19 protein-coding genes are annotated in these 21,217 nt (G+C 58.6%); 9 read left to right on the top strand and 10 right to left on the bottom strand.

The window, feature by feature from the left end; translation table 11 throughout:
* Nucleotides 1-304 precede the first annotated feature (304 nt).
* Nucleotides 305-763, top strand: coding sequence for a hypothetical protein (locus AC3ITY_RS32255; protein WP_489306893.1), 459 nt, complete (start codon nucleotides 305-307; stop codon nucleotides 761-763).
* Nucleotides 764-813: 50 nt separating this feature from the next.
* Here the strand turns inward: AC3ITY_RS32255 and AC3ITY_RS32250 are convergent, their stop codons facing one another.
* The 6 genes from AC3ITY_RS32250 to AC3ITY_RS32225 form a co-directional block, all read right to left on the bottom strand.
* Nucleotides 814-1,914 carry a polyamine ABC transporter substrate-binding protein gene (locus tag AC3ITY_RS32250; RefSeq protein ID WP_489306891.1) on the bottom strand — a complete coding sequence of 367 codons (1,101 nt, stop codon included), beginning with the start codon at nucleotides 1,912-1,914 and terminating at the stop codon, nucleotides 814-816.
* A gap of 15 nt (nucleotides 1,915-1,929) precedes the next feature.
* Nucleotides 1,930-2,958, bottom strand: a complete 1,029-nt coding sequence (locus AC3ITY_RS32245; protein ID WP_489306890.1) for a histone deacetylase family protein — start codon at nucleotides 2,956-2,958, stop codon at nucleotides 1,930-1,932.
* 147 nt (nucleotides 2,959-3,105) lie between these two features.
* Nucleotides 3,106-4,104, bottom strand: a complete 999-nt coding sequence (locus AC3ITY_RS32240; protein WP_489306889.1) for an AraC family transcriptional regulator — start codon at nucleotides 4,102-4,104, stop codon at nucleotides 3,106-3,108.
* A 181-nt stretch (nucleotides 4,105-4,285) separates the two neighbouring features.
* Complete coding sequence (locus tag AC3ITY_RS32235; protein ID WP_489306888.1) at nucleotides 4,286-5,290, bottom strand: asparaginase; 1,005 nt, start codon at nucleotides 5,288-5,290, stop codon at nucleotides 4,286-4,288.
* Nucleotides 5,291-5,390: 100 nt separating this feature from the next.
* Nucleotides 5,391-6,842 (bottom strand): alanine/glycine:cation symporter family protein, encoded by a 1,452-nt coding sequence (locus AC3ITY_RS32230; RefSeq protein WP_489306886.1) that lies wholly within the window; start codon nucleotides 6,840-6,842, stop codon nucleotides 5,391-5,393.
* 494 nt (nucleotides 6,843-7,336) lie between these two features.
* Nucleotides 7,337-8,761 carry an aspartate ammonia-lyase gene (locus AC3ITY_RS32225; protein WP_489306885.1) on the bottom strand — a complete coding sequence of 475 codons (1,425 nt, stop codon included), beginning with the start codon at nucleotides 8,759-8,761 and terminating at the stop codon, nucleotides 7,337-7,339.
* Between the two features lie 180 nt (nucleotides 8,762-8,941).
* Between AC3ITY_RS32225 and AC3ITY_RS32220 the strand changes: the two genes are divergently transcribed.
* A complete protein-coding gene (locus tag AC3ITY_RS32220; RefSeq protein WP_489306884.1) occupies nucleotides 8,942-9,853 on the top strand; it encodes a LysR substrate-binding domain-containing protein in 912 nt (303 codons plus the stop codon).
* 64 nt (nucleotides 9,854-9,917) lie between these two features.
* Here AC3ITY_RS32220 and AC3ITY_RS32215 read toward each other — a convergent pair whose 3' ends face one another.
* On the bottom strand, nucleotides 9,918-10,487 hold the full coding sequence (locus AC3ITY_RS32215; protein ID WP_489306883.1) for a zinc metalloprotease: 570 nt from the start codon (nucleotides 10,485-10,487) through the stop codon (nucleotides 9,918-9,920).
* A 63-nt stretch (nucleotides 10,488-10,550) separates the two neighbouring features.
* Nucleotides 10,551-11,114, bottom strand: coding sequence for a zinc metalloprotease (locus AC3ITY_RS32210; RefSeq protein WP_489306882.1), 564 nt, complete (start codon nucleotides 11,112-11,114; stop codon nucleotides 10,551-10,553).
* Nucleotides 11,115-11,633: 519 nt separating this feature from the next.
* On the opposite strand from AC3ITY_RS32210, the gene purE reads away from it, so the two are divergent.
* The 4 genes from purE to AC3ITY_RS32190 all read left to right on the top strand — a co-directional run bounded on the left by purE (nucleotide 11,634) and on the right by AC3ITY_RS32190 (nucleotide 14,355).
* Nucleotides 11,634-12,125, top strand: coding sequence for a 5-(carboxyamino)imidazole ribonucleotide mutase (gene purE / locus AC3ITY_RS32205; protein WP_223455273.1), 492 nt, complete (start codon nucleotides 11,634-11,636; stop codon nucleotides 12,123-12,125).
* A gap of 11 nt (nucleotides 12,126-12,136) precedes the next feature.
* Entirely contained in the window at nucleotides 12,137-13,219 is a 1,083-nt protein-coding gene (locus AC3ITY_RS32200) for a 5-(carboxyamino)imidazole ribonucleotide synthase (RefSeq protein ID WP_489306881.1), read from the top strand.
* A 266-nt stretch (nucleotides 13,220-13,485) separates the two neighbouring features.
* On the top strand, nucleotides 13,486-13,731 hold the full coding sequence (locus AC3ITY_RS32195) for a GlsB/YeaQ/YmgE family stress response membrane protein (RefSeq protein WP_007928514.1): 246 nt from the start codon (nucleotides 13,486-13,488) through the stop codon (nucleotides 13,729-13,731).
* 87 nt (nucleotides 13,732-13,818) lie between these two features.
* On the top strand, nucleotides 13,819-14,355 hold the full coding sequence (locus AC3ITY_RS32190; protein WP_007992832.1) for a DUF3299 domain-containing protein: 537 nt from the start codon (nucleotides 13,819-13,821) through the stop codon (nucleotides 14,353-14,355).
* Between the two features lie 132 nt (nucleotides 14,356-14,487).
* Here AC3ITY_RS32190 and AC3ITY_RS32185 read toward each other — a convergent pair whose 3' ends face one another.
* Both AC3ITY_RS32185 and AC3ITY_RS32180 read right to left on the bottom strand, forming a co-directional pair.
* Nucleotides 14,488-15,387 carry a D-hexose-6-phosphate mutarotase gene (locus AC3ITY_RS32185; protein WP_489306879.1) on the bottom strand — a complete coding sequence of 300 codons (900 nt, stop codon included), beginning with the start codon at nucleotides 15,385-15,387 and terminating at the stop codon, nucleotides 14,488-14,490.
* Between the two features lie 68 nt (nucleotides 15,388-15,455).
* Nucleotides 15,456-15,860: an acyl-CoA thioesterase gene (locus tag AC3ITY_RS32180; RefSeq protein ID WP_007942704.1), complete on the bottom strand. Its 405-nt coding sequence runs from the start codon at nucleotides 15,858-15,860 to the stop codon at nucleotides 15,456-15,458.
* A gap of 363 nt (nucleotides 15,861-16,223) precedes the next feature.
* On the opposite strand from AC3ITY_RS32180, the gene AC3ITY_RS32175 reads away from it, so the two are divergent.
* From AC3ITY_RS32175 to AC3ITY_RS32165, 3 genes are all read left to right on the top strand, one after another.
* Nucleotides 16,224-17,522, top strand: a complete 1,299-nt coding sequence (locus AC3ITY_RS32175) for an MFS transporter (RefSeq protein WP_489306877.1) — start codon at nucleotides 16,224-16,226, stop codon at nucleotides 17,520-17,522.
* A gap of 243 nt (nucleotides 17,523-17,765) precedes the next feature.
* The gene (locus AC3ITY_RS32170; protein WP_007992839.1) at nucleotides 17,766-18,767 is read left to right on the top strand and encodes a phosphate ABC transporter substrate-binding protein PstS; all 1,002 of its coding nucleotides are present in this window, start codon (nucleotides 17,766-17,768) and stop codon (nucleotides 18,765-18,767) included.
* A gap of 412 nt (nucleotides 18,768-19,179) precedes the next feature.
* Nucleotides 19,180-21,213, top strand: a complete 2,034-nt coding sequence (locus tag AC3ITY_RS32165) for an ABC transporter permease subunit (protein ID WP_489311053.1) — start codon at nucleotides 19,180-19,182, stop codon at nucleotides 21,211-21,213.
* The last annotated feature ends 4 nt before the right edge of the window (nucleotides 21,214-21,217 follow it).

Genomic DNA, 21,217 nt, shown 5'->3' with positions numbered 1-21,217 from the left:
TCGACCAGTTCCGTGGCGTCCTTGTTCGAGTTCAGGCAACCCACTACGTCGTAGCCAGAGTACATAGTTAAACGTCAAAATTGTAGTTGTAACAAAGTTATATGAAACACTTTCAGGATTGACCGGGCGCGTCAACGCGCATAAATAATTAGTGCGTAACGGAGAAAGTGCTTGCGCTAGCGAAATCGATAATTGTTGTCGCATCTGCTTATTGCCGTTTTGTAAGTTTATTTATCATTCGACCCTATGAAATCATGATCTGAATTCGGGTGTTTTTTGCTTGAGCTAATCAAGGAATATTTCTATGAAACATTTACATGCAAAGTGCCTGAAAGCAGCGCTGGAAGCAACGAGGTGCCAGGACCTGCGGCAGGTAACAGGCGACTACTTTAATGCAACGATTGATGGTGCCGCCTTTAACGCCGACGACGTTCAAGGTTTTATCAGTTTTGGTGTAAAGATTGTGGTGGGAGTCATTAATGAGGGAAATAATCGGCGATATATATCCGTGGCGGCCGATGAAGATCTTGGTGACGGAGAGCATGATGTCAGTCTCGATGGAAAAGTCACCATCGGCTATATGATAGAAAACGTCGGGGAACCGAATCTGGAATATCCTGCGGAGTCTGGTCGAGCCCATATTTGTTGTGAAGGTAACCGACAGGAGTTCTCTGGTTCTTTCAATGTAACATTGATTGAAGAATCACCTTACAAAGAAATTGAAGCAACTTTCAAGGTGACAAATTTGCATCGCTTGGCCTGAGTTCTAACAATAATACCTCCTGCCAGCAACGGCAGGAGGTTTTTCTGATCTCAAGTCCCGGACTTGATCTTGGTCCAGGCCCGGGTCCGCGCACGTTCGGCATCGCGCGGCAGCGGTTGCAGGGTGTAGAGCGTGCCCATCGCCGCGTCGGTCGGGTACAGGTTGGGATTGTTGCGAATCGCCGGGTCGACCAGTTCCGTAGCGTCCTTGTTCGGGTTCGGATACCCCACGAAGTCACTGACCGGTGCAATCACTTGCGGCTGCAGCAAGTAGTTGATGAAGGTGTAGGCGTCTTCGGGGTTTTTCGCCCCCTTCGGAATCGCCAGCATATCGAACCATATCGGCGCGCCTTCTTTCGGCAGGCGCATGTCGACGACCACACCGTTCTTGGCTTCCTTGGCGCGGTTGGCGGCTTGCGAGAAGCTGCCGGAATAGCCGACTGCGACACAGATGTCACCGTTGGCAATGTCGGCCATGTACTTGGACGAGTGGAAGTAGGTGATGTACGGACGGATCTTCATCAGCAGTGCTTCAGCCTTGTCGTAGTCCGCAGGCTTCTTGCTGTTGGGGTCCAGGCCGAGGTGTTGCAGGGCCAGCGGCAAAATCTCGGACGGCGAGTCGAGCAGGGCGACACCGCACTGCTTGAGCTTGCTGATGTTCTCTTCCTTGAAGATCAGGTCCCAGCTGTCTACCGGCGCGTCGGTGCCGAGGGCTGCCTTGACTTTGTCCGGGTTGAAGCCGATCAGGATGGTCCCGTACATGTAAGGCACGGCGAACTTGTTGCCTGGATCGTTGGCCTCGATCAGCTTCATCAGCTTGGGATCGAGGTGGTTCCAGTTCGGCAGCTTGCTGCGATCCAAGGGCTGGAATACCCCGGCTTCGATTTGCTTGGCGAGGAACACGTTGGACGGCACCACCACGTCGTAGCCGGAGTTGCCGGTCAGCAGCTTGGCTTCCAGTGCCTCGTTGGTGTCGAAAATGTCGTAGACCAGTTTGGTCTGGGCGTTCTGGGCCTTGAAGTCTTCCAGGGCCTTGGGCGTGATGTAGTCGAACCAGTTGTAGACGCGCAACGTTCGCTCTTCAGCGTGTGCGGTGCCGCTGAGCAGCGTGGCGCACAGGGCTGGAAAAATAAAACGCTTAAGACTTTTCATTCTTCTACTTCCTCATTAAGCGTTTTCAAAACCTTCGAGAACGTTCACGGCATTGATGCCGATTTCTTCCACGGCATAGCCGCCTTCCATGACAAACAGCGTGGGTTTGCCGAGCGCTGCGATGCGCTTGCCCATGGCCAGATAATCCGGGCTGTCGAGTTTGAATTGCGAGATCGGATCGTCCTTGAAGGTATCGACGCCCAGGGACACCACGACGATGTCAGCGCCGTAGCTTTCGATCTCTTTACAGGCCTGTTCCAGCCCTGCGCTCCAGGTGTCCCAGCCTGAACCGGCGGCCAACGGATAGTTGAAGTTGAACCCTTCGCCGGCGCCTTCGCCGCGTTCATCTTCATAGCCGAGGAAGAACGGGAACTCGGCTTCCGGGTGACCGTGGATCGAGGTGAACAGCACGTCGCTGCGTTCATAGAAAATCGACTGGGTGCCGTTGCCGTGGTGGTAGTCGACGTCGAGGATTGCGACCTTCTTGTGGCCTTGATCGAGGAACGCCTGGGCGGCGATGGCAGCGTTGTTGAGGTAGCAATAACCACCCATCAAATCGCTGGCGGCGTGGTGTCCCGGTGGACGGCACAGGGCGAAAGCAGAACGGGCGCCGCGCTGGATTTCCGCTTGGGCGGTGAGGGCAACTTGTGCTGCGCTGTACGCCGCTTGCCAGGTGCCGGCGGTGATCGGGGCGCCGCCATCGAAGCTGTAGTAACCGAGTTCACCATGCAAGCTGGAGGGTTTGATGCGGCGCAGGGTGCGGGCTGGCCAAGTGTAGGGCAGCAAGTCACCGTCGGTGTTGTACTCGGTCCAGCGTGCCCAGGCGTCCTTGAAGAAGTCGAGGTAGTCGCGGCTGTGAATGCGCTCGATCGGCCCGAGGCCGAAATCCTTTGGCGCTTCGACAGGGCCTAGATTTTGATTTTGCACCCGTGCCAGCACGTGGTCGGCACGCGAAGGCATTTCGAAGCAGGGCTTGAGTTGCCCGTCTATCAATTCGCAACGGCCGTGGTGCAGGTGGTGATCATCCGAGTAGATCGTCAGCATTTCTTGTTCTCCGCAGGCTGGTTCGGTTGCACACAGTCTTGCGGCGCAGACGATTTTGGAGAACGGCAGGAAAGGCCAAAAGGGGATCGATACGGCCAAAACATTTGACCGAAATTCGCCCCTAGCTCATACCGCCGCTCCCACAGGTTATCCGTGTGGCCGGAACTGGCTAGGCGCCACACCACTCCAGCGCACAAACGCATGGCGAAAACTCGCTGTCTCGCTGAAGCCCAACGCTTCGGCAATCTGATAGATCGGCAATTGATCCTCGCACAGCATTTGCTTGGCCTGCTCGAAGCGCAGTTCGTCGAGCAGCTCCTGGTAGCTGCAACCCATGTCCTTGAGATGCCGGCGCAAGGTCCGCGCCGAACAGTTCATTTGCTCGGCCAGCCCCTCCAACCCCGGCGCGGCATTCAGTTGCGCGCTGAGCAATTGGCGGATCCGTCCCAGCCAGGCCTGGCGCCCGGTGAACTCGATGTTCTGCTTGCGGCAGCGTTCAGCCATGGCTTGATGGGTGATGACATCGGCCAGCGGCAATGGCTGGTCGAGCCAGCGCTTGTCGAAGGCGAAGGCGTTGTTCCTCGCGCCGAAGTGCACTGGGCAGTTGAAGTGTTCGGCATAGGTCGCTTCGTAGTCGGGCGCGGCATGTTCGAAGCGTGCGCCGAGCAAGGGCAGGGAATGGCCGAGCAGGTCGTCGCAGGTGACTTTCAGCGACACCAGGCAGAACTCGGCATTGAACACCGCCATGGCCGGGCTCTCGCGGTAATCGGCGGCGGCGAACCAGATGCGCTCGCCATCGTCTTCCAGGCTCAGTTCGAAAAGTGTTCCCAGCAGCGCCGGATAGCGCATCGCCAGACGCAAAGCGTCACCGAAGGTGGCACTGGTGAGCAGGGCGTAACCGAGCATGCCGTAGCAGGAAACGTGCATCCGCCGGCCCAGTTCCAGGCCGATGTCACGCTTGAGGGCAACGGCGTTGGCGCAGACCTGCATTTCCTGGTTGGTGGTGATGCGCGTGTCGGCACGGTTCAGATCCGCCGCGCTGATGCCGCTTCCGGCCAGCAGCGCTTCGCTGGACAAGCCTTGTGCCTTGAAGGCATCGAGTATCAGGGAGACCGCGTTGAGCGTGGTGAGGTGGGAGTGGAGCATGAGGACTTCCAGCCTTGGGATGGCTGGAACGCAGCAAGTTGTATGCCGGGACAGGTGGGGCTGGCATCGATCCTGTGGGAGCGGGCTTGCCCGCGATTGCGGTGTGTCATTCACGAGAATGTCGGATGTGCCGCCGTCATCGCGGGCAAGCCCGCACCCACAGGTTTTGTTTTGTGTCAGGTCAGCTCAGTTCACCGCAAAGATCGAGTTCGACAAGCCGACGGACTTCGTCCGCCTCAAGCCCCGCACCCAACAACCCATGCAACTTGCCGAACGCCGCTTCACGGGTCATGCCGCCACCGGACAACACGCCCACACCGCGCAAGCGACTGCCGGCTTCATAGACGTCCAGTTCAACCCCGCCTTCGTGACATTGCGTGACGGCTACCACCACCACGCCGTTGTCCCGCGCACGCCCGAGGCTGGCGAGAAACCCGGGGTTGTCGCTCGGGCCGGTGCCGCTGCCGTAGCACTCCAGCACCAGGCCCTGAATGCCGCTGTTGAGCAAACCATCCAGCACCTCGGCGCGGATGCCGGGAAACAGTGGCAGCACCGCGACGTTCGCCAATTGTTTGGGCTGGTTGTAATTCAGCTGCGACGGAACCGAAGTCGCCTTCACACCTCCGCCCTGACGCTCCAGTCGCTTGAACGGATGACGGCCGAAACTGCGTACCTTGGCGCAACGGGTCGGGTCGAGAAGTTCGCCATGGAAATACAGATGCACGCCCGGCGCCAGGCCATGGCCCAGTGCAACCAGCGCACCGCCGAGGTTTTCCCAAGCGTCGCTATCGGTGACACCGGCCGGCAGCATGGAGCCGGTGAAGCACACACGGGCATGCAGGCCGAGCAACTGGAAACTCATGGCCGCCGCGCTGTAGGCCAGGGTGTCGGTGCCGTGCAGGATCAGCACGCTGTCGCAGCCCTGAACATCCACCGCATCGACCACCGCTTCACGCAATTGCTGCCAGTACGTCGGGGTCATGTTGGCGCTGTCGATCAGCGGCGACATCTCGCGAAAGCGCCACTGCGGCACCACCAGCTCAGGCTGGCTGTGCAGGTAGTCATGCATCCGCGCTTCGAAACCGGACGCCGGGGCCAGGCCGTTGGCACTGGCCTGCATGCCGATGGTGCCGCCGGTATAGAGCACCATGACGTGCTGGGCGGCAGGATAGGTCGGGGCATTCATGGGAGGTTCTCCAAAAACGATGACAGCTTGTTTCCGAGCATGACGCCGGTCGCAAGCTGTGTCACGTCGGGCGCAGGGGATGCGCCCGGTTTTTTACCGATCAGCGGTGCGCTGCGGCCACGCCTGCCGGAGCAGCTTCAGACTTGGCTACTGGTGCTGGCGGGTTCGCCGGCCAGGCTTTCAGGTCCAGATCCAGATCCGGGAATTTGCTCGAATCGAATACCGGCGTGGTGATCCCGGCGGCGCGCTGGTCATCGTAGTCACGCAGGATGCGCATGCCGACCTTGAATAGCAGGAACAGCGCGATCAGGTTGACGAACGCGAGCATGGTCATGGTGATGTCGGCGAAGGCAAATACGGTGCCGAGGTTTTCGATGGCGCCCCAGAAAATCAGCACCAGTACCAGCGCGCGATAGCCCATCAGCGCCTTGCGGTTTTCACCGATCAAAAAGCGCAGGTTGTTCTCGCCCAGGTAGTAGTTGTAGAGGATCGAGGTGAACACGAACAACGCCAGGGCGACAGAGATGAACATCCGGCCCCAGTCACCGACCACGGCAGCCAGCGAGTTCTGGGTCAGGGCAATGCCGTCGCCTTCGAAGCCCGGGGTGTAGAAGCCGGAGAGCAGGATCAGCAGCGCGGTGCAGGTGCAGATCACGAAGGTATCGAGGAACACGCTGAACGCCTGAACCACACCTTGTGCCACCGGGTGCTCGACCGCCGCAACTGCCGCCACGTTCGGCGCACTGCCCAGGCCTGCTTCGTTGGCGAACACGCCGCGTTTTACACCCATGACAATAGCGCTGCCGATCAGGCCGCCGAAGGCCTGGTCCAGACCGAAGGCGCTCTTGACGATGGTCATCAGCATGCCTGGCACCTGGTCGAACTGCAGCACGATCACGTAGAGGGTCACGCCGATGTACACCAGGGTTTTCACCGGCACCAACAGGTCGGCGACCTTGGCGATGCGCTTGATCCCGCCGATGAACACCAGGCCCAGCAGCACGGCCAGACCGATGCCGGTGTAAGTGGTGTCGAGGCCGAACGCGTTGTTCAACGAGTGCGTCACGGCGTGGGCTTGCAGGCCGTTGAAGGCGAACCCGAAAGTCACCAGCAACAGGAACGCCATCAGCATGCCCAACCAGCGTTTTTGCAAACCATGCTGGATGTAATAGGACGGGCCGCCACGGAACTGGCCTTCGGAATCGCAGCGCTTGTAGAGCTGGCCGAGGGAGCATTCGAAGAAGCTGCTGGACATGCCGACCAGCGCGGTCACCCACATCCAGAACACGGCACCGGGGCCACCGAGGGTCACGGCAATGCCGACCCCGGCAATGTTGCCCGCACCGACGCGGCCGGCGAGGCTGAGCATCAGGGCCTGGAACGAACTGAGTTGCCCGGCGCTGCTTTTGAGGCTGTCGCGGAACACCGCGAACATGTGGAAGAAGTGACGCAATTGAACGAAACGCGAGCGGATCGTGAAGTAGCTACCGAGCCCGACAATGAGCACGATCAGTACTTTCCCTGAGAGGAAGTCGTTAATGACTTCGAGCATGGATTATTCCTCGCTGTTTTTTGTGTAGGCAACAATGCTGACCGGACAGACACATCGAGTTACACCCCTTGGCGCACGGCACAATGGGCGGTTCGAAGTTCGTCCCGGTTTCATATCGCGGGTTTGTTATTAGTTCGGGTTTCGCATGGGTTGTGGCCTCGCTACCGACGACCGCTCATGCGAAGAGGGGCGGCACTATACCGATGACAGTGCCGTCCGTCTGCACGGTTGTGGTGCATGCGGTGAAGCGAAGCCTTTGAAACACCCGACGTTACCGGCGCCGGGCTCCTGTAGGAGCGAGCTCGCTCGCGAAAAACTCAAGGGCGCCGCTGGCCATCAGGTTTACGCGTTATCGTTAAACATCTTTCGCGAGCAAGCTCGCTCCTACAAAGCAGTTAAAAAAAAGGGCCTGGAGAGTAATCTCCAAGCCCTCAAAAGGTGAGAGGTGTCTAGTCCCTCGACCTGGTGAGCGGTGCTACAAGTAACGCGTCGGGTTATGCCTTCAGAGGGACCAGACGCGGAGCAATCATGTTTTCCGGGCGCAGGATGTCGGCGAGCATGGCTTCGTCGAGCAGACCTTCTTCGCGCACCAGTTCCAGCACGCCGCGGCCGCTTTCAAGGGCGAGGCCGGCGATGCGGGTGGCATTTTTGTAGCCGATGTACGGGTTCAGCGCGGTGACCAGGCCGATCGAGTGCTCGACCAGTTCACGGCAGCGTGCTTCGTTGGCGGTGATACCGACGATGCAGTGCTCGCGCAGCATGTCCATGGCGCGTTGCAGCAGGCGGATCGAGTCGAAGATCTTGAAGGCGATCAGCGGCTCCATCACGTTCAGTTGCAGCTGGCCGCCTTCGGCCGCGATGGTCAGGGCCAGGTCGTTACCGATGATCTGGAACGCCACCTGGTTGACCGCTTCCGGAATAACCGGGTTGACCTTGCCTGGCATGATCGAGCTGCCTGGCTGACGTGCCGGCAGGTTGATCTCGTTGATGCCGGTACGTGGGCCGCTGGACAGCAGGCGCAGGTCGTTGCAGATCTTCGACAGCTTGACCGCGGTACGCTTGAGCATGCCAGAGAACAGCACGAAGGCGCCCATGTCGGAGGTGGCTTCGATCAGGTCGGCGGCCGGTACCAGCGGTTGACCGCTGATCACTGCCAGGCGCTCAACGGCCAGGAGCTGGTAACGCGGGTCGGCGTTGATGCCGGTGCCGATCGCGGTGCCGCCCAGGTTCACTTCAGTCAGCAGTTCCGGGGCCAGCGTCTTCAGACGGGCCAGGTCTTCGCCCATGGTGGTGGCGAACGCACGGAATTCCTGACCCAGGGTCATCGGAACGGCGTCTTGCAGCTGGGTACGACCCATCTTCAGGACGTGGTTGAATTCTTCACCCTTGGCCGCGAACGCCTGAATCAGGCTGTCGAGGCTGGCGAGCAGGGCGTCGTGACCCAGCAACAGACCCAGACGGATCGCCGTCGGGTAGGCGTCGTTGGTCGACTGCGCCATGTTCACGTCGTCGTTCGGGTGCAGGTACTGGTACTCGCCTTTCTGGTGACCCATGGCCTCCAGCGCGATGTTGGCGATGACTTCGTTGGCATTCATGTTGGTCGAAGTGCCAGCGCCGCCTTGAATCATGTCCACCACGAACTCTTCGTGGAAGTCGCCGCGGATCAAACGTGCACAGGCTTCACTGATGGCGGCGTGCTTGGCTTCGCTCAGGTGACCCAGCTCACGGTTGGCGTCAGCAGCGGCCTGTTTAACCATGGCCAGGCCGACAACCAGTTTTGGGTAGTGCGAAATCGGAACGCCCGAAAGGCGGAAGTTGTTCACCGCTCGCAGGGTCTGGATACCGTAATACGCTTGAGCCGGTACTTCGAGGGCGCCAAGCAGGTCATTTTCTGTGCGGAATGATGCAGCGGAGGACATGATAGAAATCATCTCAATATGGACCCGGTCTGTGCCGGAACGCTGCGAATGCTAGGCCTGTGGAGAATTTTGGGCCAATGCTGTTAAACACTAGGCTATGCATATTCGGCATAATGCCCGTGTGACGCCGGCTTGACGGCGAACGTGTGACCTAAATTGGTGCGTGTCCGGGAGGACGTGATGAATCTGGAAAGCAAATGGCTGGAGGACTTCAGTGCCCTGGCCGCCACCCGCAGTTTCTCCCAGGCCGCCGAGCGGCGTTTCGTGACGCAGCCAGCGTTCAGCCGGCGAATCCGCAGCCTTGAGGCCGCGTTGGGGCTGACCCTGGTCAACCGTTCGCGCACGCCGGTGGAACTGACGGCGGCGGGGCAATTGTTTCTGGTCACCGCTCGCACCGTAGTCGAACAGTTGGGCGAAGTGCTGCGCCATCTGCATCACCTGGAAGGTGGGCAGGGCGAAGTGATGCAAGTCGCTGCCGCGCACTCCCTGGCGCTCGGTTTCTTTCCGCGCTGGATCGCGCAGTTGCGCAACGAAGGCCTGAACATCGCGACGCGGCTGGTGGCGACCAACGTCGGTGACGCGGTGCATGCCTTGCGCGAAGGTGGCTGCGATCTGATGCTGGCGTTCTACGACCCGGACGCCGCCATGCAGATGGACCCGGAAATCTTCCCCTCGCTGCACCTTGGCCACACCGAGATGCTGCCAGTGTGTGCCGCCGACGCCGACGGCAAACCGCTGTTCGATCTGGAAGGCGAAGGCAGCGTGCCGCTACTGGCGTATAGCGCCGGAGCGTTTCTCGGTCGGTCGGTGAACATGCTGCTGCGTCAACGGGCGCTGCGCTTCACCACTATCTACGAAACCGCCATGGCCGACAGCCTGAAAAGCATGGCCCTGGAGGGCCTGGGCATCGCCTGGGTGCCGCAGTTGAGCGTGCGCGCCGAGTTGGCACGGGGTGAGTTGGTGGTCTGCGGCGGCCCGCAATGGCACGTACCGCTGGAGATTCGTCTGTACCGCTGTGCGCTCGTGCGCAAGGCCAACGTGCGGTTGTTGTGGCGCAAGCTGGAGGGTGGGGCGGCGGGCTCGAGTACTTGAAAGATGGTAAAGAGTGAGAGCCATTTCTGTTTTCACTCTTTACCGCTGCGTGATTCAACGCGTTTCAAGCGTACTCTTCGAGATAATTGCGGATGTTTTCCCTGTTTTTGTCGCTGAAGCGCTTGGCATCTCCTCTGAGCGTGGAAAAAACTGTTCCCGACACCATGATGGTTTCGCCCCACCAGCCGTTGTAATAAACCTCATAGTCCTCATGAGTTGCACCGAACATGTGACCAACTTCATGGGCGGGATACTGGTTGCCGCGAATAGATGAAATTGCACAATACCCCTTGGGACTGGCAATCCCGGCAGTAGAGCTGTTGAGGTTGTCGCGTGTCAGCAGAAGGAACTTTCGAGTGTGATCGTCGTAGCTGCCGGAGGTGTAGGTCATTTTTTGTTCCTCGACTTTTAGATACCAGTCATGAAGCGCTTGTTCAGGCGTATCAATTTTATAAGAGTGGTCACTAAGCGTCGGCGCATCTGAGGGCGGTATGAAGATGATCGCAAATGGCCGTCCAGATAGTGTTTCGAATTCCTCTGATAGCCAGTTGAAATGGTTCTCATAAAGTTCCTCAGTCTTGTAGTCAGAAAGATCTTTGTGAATGAAAACAAGTAGCATTAATGGGCGTGGCATTGTAGAAGCTCCAAGAGGTTTTGGCTTCAGTGGTTGATATGCCGAAGGAGGCGTCATTCAGAATCAATCGATTTGATTGAGGTAGCGGCGGATATTCTCTTCGTTTTTTTTGCTGAAGCGGAACGCAGTAGGCCCTTCTGTCGTGGCGTACATGGTCGATTTGGCGGGGCCATAGTAAGTAGAGATACTTTCTTCGGCATCTTCATGATTCGCGTTGAACATGTGACCAATCTCGTGGGCAGCAACGAAACTAGGCGTAGTCGAAGCGACTCCTACAATGCCCGAGCCATAGGCAACTCCCGCGATTTTGTCGTTGATGTCGTCATGCGTTAATAGCAGGAATTTGTAGAGGTTGCTGTAGACATCGAGTTGGACTGACTCGACGTACTCTAAAACTTTACCTTCTAGTGTATCTAACAGTTTAGCCAGGTCCTCGGTTTTATAATCGAGGCTGCTTATAGACGGTGCATCTGATGGGGGGACAAATGTGACGTCCATTGTACGGCCAGAAATCCGTGCAATTGTATCTGCTACCCAGTCAAAATGATCGAGGTAGAGCTTGTCTTTGTTGTAGCCGGCCAGGTCTTCGTGGATGAAGACGGTCAGCATTATTTGAAGTTTTTGCATGGTAATAAGTTCTCTTAAAGATAGAAATAGTTATGGCGTTTTTTGTTTTGTTGTTCGATGGTTGGGATTATTTTTGAGTTCCTCGCAAAGAGCGCTTAATATAGTTTTGACTTCAGCTATCGCTGAGATGTATGTGTTTAAATAGACCTGCGATGATTAAGTTAGCGGCGGCGTGATGTATTTGCGAGTAAGCGTGTATTTCTTTCTATTACGCAGTGCTGACTATTATAAAAAGTTGGTTTAAGGCCTTTTAGAAGTATGGAAAGTTTCACGTTCGGCTGGCTGAATCGTCTTCTCCCGGATGAGGTATGCCGGCTGACCTTTGAGTCAATAAATACGCCGCGTTGAGGTGAATGACAGATGGTCGCAACAGGGGCTGTTTATCTGCTTCATTGAGGTATACTGCGCGGCCTTCGGCCGGTTACGACCGGCCATAATTCGTACAATCAAGCCACGCATCCTGCGTGGCTTGTTGTTTTTTGACGCGCCTGCGGGCGCCCAGAGAGAAGAGGCACGACGATGAGTGCACTGGTTGGCGTGATCATGGGCTCCAAGTCCGATTGGTCCACCCTTAGCCACACCGCCGATATGCTGGAAAAGCTCGGCATCCCTTACGAGGTGAAAGTGGTTTCTGCCCACCGTACCCCGGACCTGCTGTTCCAGTACGCTGAAGAAGCCGAGGCGCGTGGCATCGAGGTGATCATCGCCGGTGCCGGTGGCGCGGCCCACTTGCCAGGTATGTGTGCGGCCAAGACCCACCTGCCGGTGCTGGGCGTACCAGTACAATCCGCAATGCTGTCGGGTGTTGATTCGCTGCTTTCCATTGTGCAGATGCCAGCGGGCATTCCGGTCGCCACCCTGGCCATCGGCAAGGCGGGCGCGATCAACGCAGCCCTGCTGTCGGCGAGTATCCTTGGCGCCAAGCACCCGCAGTTCCATACGGTGCTGAAAACCTTCCGTGCTGAGCAGACAGACAGCGTCCTGGACAATCCAGACCCACGCATCGCCTGAGGTTGTTGACGATGAAGATCGGTGTAATCGGTGGCGGCCAGTTGGGTCGCATGTTGGCGCTGGCGGGCACTCCGCTGGGCATGAACTTCGCTTTCCTGGACCCGGCGCCGGATGCTTGCGCAGCCGCGTTGGGCGAACACCTGCGAGCCGATTACGGCGATCAGGATCACCTGCGTCAGCTGGCCGATGAAGTCGATCTGGTGACCTTCGAGTTCGAAAGTGTTCCGGCCGAGACCGTGGCCTTCCTGTCGCAATTCGTCCCGGTCTATCCGAGCGCCGAAGCCCTGCGCATCGCCCGCGATCGCTGGTTCGAGAAGAGCATGTTCAAGGACCTGGGGATTCCTACCCCGGCGTTCGCCGACATTCAGTCCCAGGCTGATCTGGACGCTGCCGTGGCTTCCATCGGTCTGCCGGCGGTGCTGAAGACCCGTACTCTGGGTTACGACGGCAAGGGTCAGAAAGTCCTGCGCACCCCTGAAGATTTGGCTGGCACTTTTGCCGAGCTGGGCAGCGTGGCCTGCCTGCTGGAAGGCTTCGTGCCGTTCACCGGTGAAGTCTCGCTGATCGCCGTGCGTGCCCGCGACGGTGAAACCCGCTTCTATCCGCTGGTACATAACACCCACGAAAGCGGCATCCTCAAGCTGTCTGTGGCGAGCACCGATCACCCCTTGCAAGCCCTGGCCGAAGACTACTCCAGCCGTGTGCTCAAGCAGCTGGATTACGTCGGCGTGATGGCGTTCGAGTTCTTTGAAGTCGACGGTGGCCTCAAGGCCAACGAAATCGCCCCGCGGGTGCACAACTCAGGGCACTGGACCACCGAGGGTGCCGAGTGCAGTCAGTTCGAAAACCACCTGCGGGCCGTTGCCGGTCTGCCGTTGGGTTCGACGGCCAAAGTTGGCGAGAGTGCGATGCTCAACTTCATCGGCAAAGTGCCAGAGACCGAGAAGGTCGTGGCCATCGCCGATTGCCATCTGCATCACTACGGCAAAGCCTTCAAGGTCGGCCGCAAGGTCGGTCACGCCAACCTGCGTTGTGCAGATCGCGAAACGCTGACCGCGCAGATCCTCAAGGTCGAAGCGCTGATCGCCGAATAGTTTTATGTGGCAGCGGCGGAACCATTCAGGGACCGCCGTTCTCTCATGGCAGGATGCCAAAGTCTGACTAGGCTTTGGCTAGGTGTCCTGTCTCACCAATACTGTTCCTTTTTGACGGTGTCTGTTGCCGTCATGCTGCGTTGCCGCTCCTCGCCATAGCCAGCTATGACTCGTCGCGGCGCCTTGCCTGACAACAACAGTCACTCGCCAAAAGAGGAACATTATTGGTGAGACAGGACACATCTACCAAATCAGAGGGAAATGCCATGGGAATTATCGGAACCATCTTTATCGGCTTGATTGTCGGCCTGCTGGCGCGGTTCCTGAAACCGGGCGATGACAGCATGGGCTGGATCATGACCATCCTGCTCGGTATCGGCGGTTCGCTGGCGGCCACTTACGGCGGCCAGGCTCTGGGCATCTATCAGGCTGGCCAAGGCGCAGGCTTCATCGGTGCGCTGGTGGGCGCCGTTGTGTTGCTGGTGATCTACGGCCTGGTCAAAAAGAACTGATCCAGGCGACAAAGACCTCTCGGCCGCACAAGCCGGGAGGGCTAGAATGCTCGGCGTTTCCTGATCCTTCATATACCGAGCTCTTTCATGCGCCGTCTTTTGTTGACTCTTGTTTTACTGGGTTCTGGCCTCGCCCATGCCGGCGAACTGCCGGAAACCGACTGGCTCGAATTGATGCCCAAGTCGGACCAGAAGGCCCTCGAGGCCATGCCTGAAATCGACCACAACTCCCCTGAAGCCAATGGCACTTTCACCGACAAGGGTGGGATGAAGCAGGCCAAAGGCTTGCCGGCGGTGATGTACTCGACCAAGACCGTTGCGTCGATGAACGACAAGAACATCCGCATTGGCGGGTACCCCGTGCCGCTGGAGTCCGACGCCAAGGGCCGCAGTACGCTGTTCTTCCTGGTGCCGTACCCGGGCGCGTGCATCCACGTGCCGCCACCGCCACCCAATCAGCTGGTGCTGGTGCGCTATCCCAAGGGCCTGAAGCTGAACGATATCTACACGCCGCTGTGGGTTACTGGCACGCTGAAAGTCGAGAAGGTCAGCAATGACCTGGCCGATGCGGCGTATGCGCTGGATGCGGAGAAGGTCAGGGTAGTGAAAGAATCAGACTTGTAGAGGCTCAAATGTGAGGGCGAGCCTGCTCGCGATAGCGGCCTGACAGCCAACGATGATGTTGAATGTGATGACCTCATCGCGAGCAGGTCGGATCGCCGCACCGTCGCTCCCACATTGGTTTTGTGGTGTTGCTTAGAACGGCTTGCTACCGACGCTCACACCCAGTGTATGGATGGCACCTGGTTTCAGGCTCACCACATCGCCCATCACGTTCGCCGTCTCGATGCACAGCATGTGCTGCCAACCATCGTCGGCCATGTCGCTGAACGCAGCGGCGCGGTCGATCCATGGGTTCCAGATCACCGCGGTGCGCGAGCCCATGCTGGTCAGTTCGATGCGTCGCTCCCAGGCCGGATCGACGATGCTCAGCAGTGGCGGGGCGTCGAGATAGATGCGATCGGTCTCGCCGGTAAAACGCAAATCACCGGTCTGGGTGACGGTTTTCCAGTTGTCCAGGGTTTCGATGTAGTTGAGGCCATCCACACCTTCGACATGCACTTCGCGCACATCGCTGACGGCAAAGTAGCTGTGCAGCGCCTGGCTGATGCTGACGGTTTCAGAGCCCCGGTTGTGGCTGATCAGATGGATGTGCAATTGCTCGTCGAGGCGAATGCTCAGCGTCAAATCCACCTGGTGCGGCCAGCCGGGAAAGCCGCCTTCGGGGTAGGGCAGGAGGAATTCGACCTTCAGGGTTTCGCCTTCGGCTTCGATGCTGCCCAGTTCCCAATCCATCGCTCGCACGAAACCGTGAGCCGACGGCGCTTCATTGCTGACGCGCATCGCCTGCACGCTTTGCGGGTTGCGGTCAAAGTTGCCGAACCACGGCCAGCACACCGGTACGCCAGCACGGATACTCTTGCCGGTCTTGAACACGGCCTCGTCGTTGAGCCAGATCAGCGGCGGTTGACCAGCCAATTGATAGCTGAGGATGTGCGCGCCTTGCTGGGCCACCAGTAATTCGGCCTGACCGTGGCGAATGCGCCAGCAGTTCAGTTCATCCAGCTTTACGGCTTCAACATTGGGCGTGCTCATGGGACAGCTCTCGATCAGTAACGTGGACGACTATCGACCGCAAAACGGCTACCAAGTTTAGAAGCTTTTTAGCGAGCCCGCGGCGGAACCGAACGGGTGCGGCCGCTGCCGTCGATGGCAACGAACACAAACACCGCTTCGGTTACTTTACGCCACTCGCTGGACAGTGGATCGTCGCTCCAGACCTCGACCATCATCTTGATCGAGCTGCGGCCGATTTCCAGGGCCTGGGTATAAAAGGAGAGCTGAGCGCCCACCGCCACCGGAACCAGAAATGCCATGCGGTCGATTGCAACGGTGGCAACGCGCCCGCCAGCGACCTTGCTGGCCATCGCGGTGCCTGCCAAATCCATCTGCGCCACCAGCCAGCCGCCGAAAATATCGCCAAAGCCGTTGGTTTCGCGAGGGAGCGCGGTGATTTGCAGGGCCAGGTCGCCTTGCGGGATCGGATCTTCTTGTTCGAGCTCTATCATGCCGGGGGTGCCTCTGACCCGTGACTCTTCGTTTGTATTGCTGGTGGTAGCCGTCTTCGGGAAAAACGATTCAGCACCGAACATACTACGTTCGTCACGTTTTCCATAAGGCGCCTAAAGGGAAACTCTGCGAAATCGCCTATGAACCTGACAGGCGTTTTCGCACAGCAACCCCTCAAAAACCGGAGCAAGGTTTGAGTATATCGGTCGGTAGACTCCGCGACGACCGTCCGGTTCTCATTTTGACTGTCAAAAATGCACCTCTATGTGCTTTTTCGAACAATTTGCTATCGTGCCGGACCTGCCCAAACCTCAGCCAGCGTTGTTGAGGTTGCAGATCCGACTATAAGAGAAGCCCTTGCCATGACCACAGCGCCCTCGAGCATCGCGCAGCCAGACCAACCCGCACGTCCGCTGACCCGCAACGACTACAAGACTCTATCGCTGTCTGCCTTGGGCGGCGCGCTGGAGTTCTACGATTTCATCATCTTCGTGTTCTTCGCCACGGTGGTGGGCAAGTTGTTCTTTCCAGCGGACATGCCTGAATGGCTACGCCTGATGCAAACCTTCGGCATCTTCGCCGCCGGATACCTGGCACGGCCGCTGGGCGGCATCGTGATGGCGCACTTCGGCGACCTGCTGGGCCGCAAGAAAATGTTCACCCTGAGCATTTTCATGATGGCCGTGCCGACCTTGATCATGGGTCTGCTGCCGACTTATGCGCAGATCGGCATGTGGGCGCCAATTCTGTTGCTGTTGATGCGGGTGATCCAGGGCGCGGCCATTGGCGGTGAAGTGCCGGGGGCGTGGGTCTTCGTTTCCGAACACGTTCCGCAGCGGCATGTCGGCTACGCCTGCGGCACCCTGACCAGCGGCCTGACGGCGGGCATCCTTTTAGGCTCCCTGGTCGCCACGGCGATCAACAGCATTTACACCCCGGTAGAAGTGGCGGATTACGCCTGGCGGATCCCCTTCCTGCTTGGCGGCGTGTTCGGTCTGTTCGCGGTGTACCTGCGTCGCTGGTTGCACGAAACCCCGGTGTTCGCCGAGCTGCAACAGCGCAAGGCTTTGGCCGAAGAAGTGCCGTTGCGTGCAGTGCTGCGTGACCATCGTGGCGCCATCGCGATTTCGATGCTGCTGACCTGGCTGCTGTCTGCCGCCATCGTGGTGTTGATCCTGATGACCCCGACTGTGTTGCAGACGGTCTATCACTTCTCGCCAACCACGTCCCTGCAGGCGAACAGCGTGGCGATCGTGTTCCTGAGTTTTGGTTGCATCATTGCCGGCGCACTGGCCGATCGCTTCGGTGCGGGACGAATCTTCGTGATCGGCTGTACCGCGTTGCTCGCCAGTTCCTGGACCTTCTACCACAGCCTGGCCGATCATCCCGACTGGCTGTTCCCGATGTATGCCGTGACCGGTCTGCTGGTCGGCACCATCGGCGCGGTGCCGTATGTGATGGTCAAGGCGTTCCCGCCGGTGGTGCGCTTCAGTGGATTGTCATTCTCCTACAACGTGGCCTACGCCATCTTTGGCGGCCTGACGCCCATGATTGTCAGCCTGTTGCTCAAGGAAAGTGCGATGGGGCCTGCTTATTATGTGGCGGTGCTGTGCGGAGTCGGGATTGTGGTGGGTGCGTATCTCTGGAGGAAGGGGCGTTAAACGCTATTTTTTCATCGTCTATGCCGCCCCTATCGCGAGCAGGCTCGCTCCCACAGAGGATTTGAAATCGACGCAGATCCAGTGTGGGAGCGAGCCTGCTCGCGAATGAGGGTGACTCGAATCATCCTGCAAAGAACCGAATACTGGCCTTTCATCCAATTGTCATATTTCAGCCATAGAGTGTTCACACGGCCTGCTGATACTTGGCCCCGAATAACACACCCTATCTGCTAGGAGTAAGGCATGAAACTGAAGCGTTTGATGGCGGCAATGACTTTTGTCGCTGCTGGCGTTGCGACTGCCAACGCGGTTGCCGCTGTTGACCCTGCTATCCCGAGCTACACCAAGACCACTGGTGTGTCGGGCAACCTGTCCAGCGTTGGTTCCGATACCCTGGCCAACCTCATGACCCTCTGGGCCGAGAACTACAAAAAAGAATACCCGAACGTAAACATCCAGATTCAGGCCGCTGGCTCCGCCACTGCGCCACCTGCGCTGACTGAAGGCACCTCCAACCTGGGCCCGATGAGCCGCAAGATGAAGGACACCGAACTGGCTGCCTTCGAGCAGAAGTACGGCTACAAGCCAACCGCTATCCCGGTTGCAGTGGACGCCCTGGCTGTATTCGTACACAAGGACAACCCGATCCAGCACCTGACCATGGAACAGGTTGACGCGATCTTCTCGTCCACTCGTCTGTGCGGCGCCAAGACCGAAGTCAAAACCTGGGGCGACCTGGGCGTGACCGGCGACCTGGCCAACAAGCCGGTTCAACTGTTCGGTCGTAACTCGGTATCCGGCACCTACGGCTACTTCAAGGAAGAAGCCCTGTGCAAAGGCGACTACAAGCCAAATGTGAACGAGCAACCAGGTTCGGCTTCGGTCGTGCAGTCGATCAGCTCCTCGCTGAACGGCATCGGTTACTCGGGCATCGGTTACAAGACCGCTAGCGTGAAAACCGTTGCTCTGTCCAAGAAGGGCAGCACCGAGTTCATCGAAGACACCGAAGAAAACGCCCTGAACGGCAAATACCCGTTGTCCCGCTTCCTGTACGTATACGTGAACAAAGCCCCGAACAAGCCTCTGGCCCCGCTGGAAGCCGAGTTCGTGAAACTGGTTCTGTCGAAACAGGGTCAGGAAGTTGTAGTGAAAGACGGTTACATCCCACTGCCGGCCAAAGTAGCTGCCAAAGCTCTGGCTGACCTGGGTCTGGCGGAAGGCGGCGCTGAAGTCGCAAAAAAGTAACAAATTGAGTCTAGAGTGAACCCCTCTGGACTCACATGGGGGCGGTAGGAACCGCCCCCATACACCTCAAATTCTCTATCCGCTGCTGGTCACCGCCAGCGGCGGATTTGTTGCGTCACTGCATTGTCATCTTTCTGTCATACAGGATCGCTAGGGTGTGCGCATGAATGATCTGGCCAATTCCAACATGACTACTAATCCCCCCAAGCGAATTGACTTCAATACGCCTGAGCTACAACGCAAGCGCCGTATTCGCGCGCTCAAAGATCGTCTGACCCGCTGGTACGTCCTCGTTGGCGGCCTCGCTGTGCTGGGCGCGATCACCTTGATCTTCTTCTTCCTTGCCTACGTCGTCGCGCCCCTGTTCCAGGGTGCCAGCCTGAGCGCCAAGGACGCCATCACGCCAGCCTGGATGCAAGACGCCGGCAAGCCGCTGATGATCTCCCTGGAAGAGCAGAACCAGGTTGCGATGCGGGTTTCCGACAAGGGCCAGGCTTTGTTCTTCGACATCGACAGTGGCGCCGAACTCAAGCGCGTCGATTTGTTGATCCCGGCCGGTACCACCGTGACCTCCATCGCTGAAGACCAGCCAGGTCACCCGCTGGTGGCCGTGGGTTTGTCCAATGGTCAGGCACTGGTGTTCCGTCACACCTATAAAGTCAGCTACCCGGAAGGCAAGAAAACCATCACCCCGGCCATCGAGTACCCGTACGGCGAAGCGCCAATCGCGGTCAACGAAGCCGGCGGTGCGTTGGAGCACGTCAGCCTCAACGCCAACGACTCGACCCTGATGCTGGTTGGCGCCACCGGTTCACAACTCAATGTCCTGTCGCTGACCAGCGAAGAGAACATGATGACCGGCGAAGTCACCAACGAGCAGAAACGCATCGACCTGCCGCAGATGAACGAGCCGGTGAAGAACATCTTCGTCGACCCGCGTCAGCAGTGGCTGTACGTGATCAACGGTCGTGCCCAGGCCGACGTGTTCAGCCTGCGCGACAAGAGCCTCAACGGTCGCTACAAACTGCTTGATGACGGTGAAGCGCAAGTCACCGCCAGCACCCAACTGGTGGGCGGCATCTCGCTGATCATCGGTGACTCCAAAGGTGGCCTGGCCCAGTGGTTCATGGCGCGCGACCCCGATGGCGAGCAACGCCTGAAGCAGATCCGCACCTTCCAGATGGGCACCACGCCTATCGTCGAAATCACTGCTGAAGAACGCCGCAAGGGCTTCGTTGCCCTCGATGCTTCCGGCAAGCTTGGCGTGTTCCACAGCACCGCCCACCGCACCTTGCTGGTGGAGCCGGTCGCTGAAGGCCAGGGCGTTTTCGGTCTGTCGCCTCGCGCCAACCGCGTGATCGTGGAAGCCGGCGGCAAGTTGCACCCGCTGCTGCTCGACAACCCGCACCCGGAAGTCTCGTGGAGCGCGCTGTGGAGCAAGGTCTGGTACGAGAACTACGACGAGCCTAAATACGTCTGGCAATCGACCGCCGCCAACACCGACTTCGAACCCAAGCTGAGCCTGTCGCCGCTGACCTTCGGTACCCTGAAAGCCGCGTTCTACGCCATGCTGCTGGCCGCTCCACTGGCCGTTGCCGCTGCGATCTACACCGCGTACTTCATGGCTCCGGGCATGCGCCGCAAGGTCAAGCCGGTGATCGAGTTGATGGAAGCGATGCCGACGGTGATCCTCGGCTTCTTCGCCGGTCTGTTCCTCGCACCGTATGTGGAAGGGCATTTGCCAGGCATCTTCAGCCTGCTGATGCTGCTGCCGATCGGCATCCTGGTCGCCGGTTTCACCTTCAGTCGCCTGCCTGAGTCGATCCGCCTGAAAGTCCCGGATGGCTGGGAAAGTGCGCTGCTGATTCCGGTGATCCTGTTTGTGGGCTGGCTGTCGCTGTACATGAGCCCGTTCATGGAGAACTGGTTCTTCGGTGGCGACATGCGCATGTGGATCTCCCACGACCTGGGCATCACCTACGACCAGCGCAACGCCCTGGTGGTCGGCCTGGCCATGGGCTTCGCGGTCATCCCGAACATCTACTCCATCGCCGAAGACGCCGTGTTCAGCGTGCCTCGCGGCCTGACCCTGGGCTCCCTGGCCCTCGGTGCCACGCCGTGGCAGACCATGACCCGCGTGGTGATCCTCACCGCGAGCCCGGGCATCTTCTCAGCGCTGATGATCGGCATGGGGCGTGCGGTCGGTGAAACCATGATCGTGTTGATGGCCACCGGTAACACCCCGGTCATGGAAATGAACCTGTTCGAAGGCTTGCGCACCCTGGCAGCCAACGTTGCAGTGGAAATGCCCGAATCGGAAGTCGGCGGCAGCCACTACCGCGTGCTGTTCCTCTCGGCGCTGGTGCTGCTGTTGTTCACCTTCGTCATGAACACCCTCGCAGAACTGATCCGTCAGCGTCTGCGCAAGAAATACTCGTCGCTTTAAGAAA

This window comes from Pseudomonas sp. GL_091, assembly GCF_057837725.1.
The sequence above is the reverse complement of the archived record's forward strand: the minus strand, read 5'-3'. Positions and strand labels throughout refer to the sequence as shown.

What these genes read in the sequence shown, in the direction of transcription:
- AC3ITY_RS32200 (WP_489306881.1), top strand. Translation starts at nt 12,137, where the DNA reads ATGAAGATCGGTGTAATCGGTGGCGGCCAGTTGGGTCGCATGTTGGCG.
- AC3ITY_RS32245 (WP_489306890.1), bottom strand. Translation starts at nt 2,958, where the DNA reads ATGCTGACGATCTACTCGGATGATCACCACCTGCACCACGGCCGTTGC.
- purE (WP_223455273.1), top strand. Translation starts at nt 11,634, where the DNA reads ATGAGTGCACTGGTTGGCGTGATCATGGGCTCCAAGTCCGATTGGTCC.
- AC3ITY_RS32180 (WP_007942704.1), bottom strand. Translation starts at nt 15,860, where the DNA reads ATGATAGAGCTCGAACAAGAAGATCCGATCCCGCAAGGCGACCTGGCC.
- AC3ITY_RS32210 (WP_489306882.1), bottom strand. Translation starts at nt 11,114, where the DNA reads ATGCAAAAACTTCAAATAATGCTGACCGTCTTCATCCACGAAGACCTG.
- AC3ITY_RS32225 (WP_489306885.1), bottom strand. Translation starts at nt 8,761, where the DNA reads ATGTCCTCCGCTGCATCATTCCGCACAGAAAATGACCTGCTTGGCGCC.
- AC3ITY_RS32195 (WP_007928514.1), top strand. Translation starts at nt 13,486, where the DNA reads ATGGGAATTATCGGAACCATCTTTATCGGCTTGATTGTCGGCCTGCTG.
- AC3ITY_RS32220 (WP_489306884.1), top strand. Translation starts at nt 8,942, where the DNA reads ATGAATCTGGAAAGCAAATGGCTGGAGGACTTCAGTGCCCTGGCCGCC.
- AC3ITY_RS32190 (WP_007992832.1), top strand. Translation starts at nt 13,819, where the DNA reads ATGCGCCGTCTTTTGTTGACTCTTGTTTTACTGGGTTCTGGCCTCGCC.
- AC3ITY_RS32170 (WP_007992839.1), top strand. Translation starts at nt 17,766, where the DNA reads ATGAAACTGAAGCGTTTGATGGCGGCAATGACTTTTGTCGCTGCTGGC.
- AC3ITY_RS32185 (WP_489306879.1), bottom strand. Translation starts at nt 15,387, where the DNA reads ATGAGCACGCCCAATGTTGAAGCCGTAAAGCTGGATGAACTGAACTGC.
- AC3ITY_RS32255 (WP_489306893.1), top strand. Translation starts at nt 305, where the DNA reads ATGAAACATTTACATGCAAAGTGCCTGAAAGCAGCGCTGGAAGCAACG.
- AC3ITY_RS32230 (WP_489306886.1), bottom strand. Translation starts at nt 6,842, where the DNA reads ATGCTCGAAGTCATTAACGACTTCCTCTCAGGGAAAGTACTGATCGTG.
- AC3ITY_RS32235 (WP_489306888.1), bottom strand. Translation starts at nt 5,290, where the DNA reads ATGAATGCCCCGACCTATCCTGCCGCCCAGCACGTCATGGTGCTCTAT.
- AC3ITY_RS32165 (WP_489311053.1), top strand. Translation starts at nt 19,180, where the DNA reads ATGCAAGACGCCGGCAAGCCGCTGATGATCTCCCTGGAAGAGCAGAAC.
- AC3ITY_RS32175 (WP_489306877.1), top strand. Translation starts at nt 16,224, where the DNA reads ATGACCACAGCGCCCTCGAGCATCGCGCAGCCAGACCAACCCGCACGT.
- AC3ITY_RS32250 (WP_489306891.1), bottom strand. Translation starts at nt 1,914, where the DNA reads ATGAAAAGTCTTAAGCGTTTTATTTTTCCAGCCCTGTGCGCCACGCTG.
- AC3ITY_RS32215 (WP_489306883.1), bottom strand. Translation starts at nt 10,487, where the DNA reads ATGCCACGCCCATTAATGCTACTTGTTTTCATTCACAAAGATCTTTCT.
- AC3ITY_RS32240 (WP_489306889.1), bottom strand. Translation starts at nt 4,104, where the DNA reads ATGCTCCACTCCCACCTCACCACGCTCAACGCGGTCTCCCTGATACTC.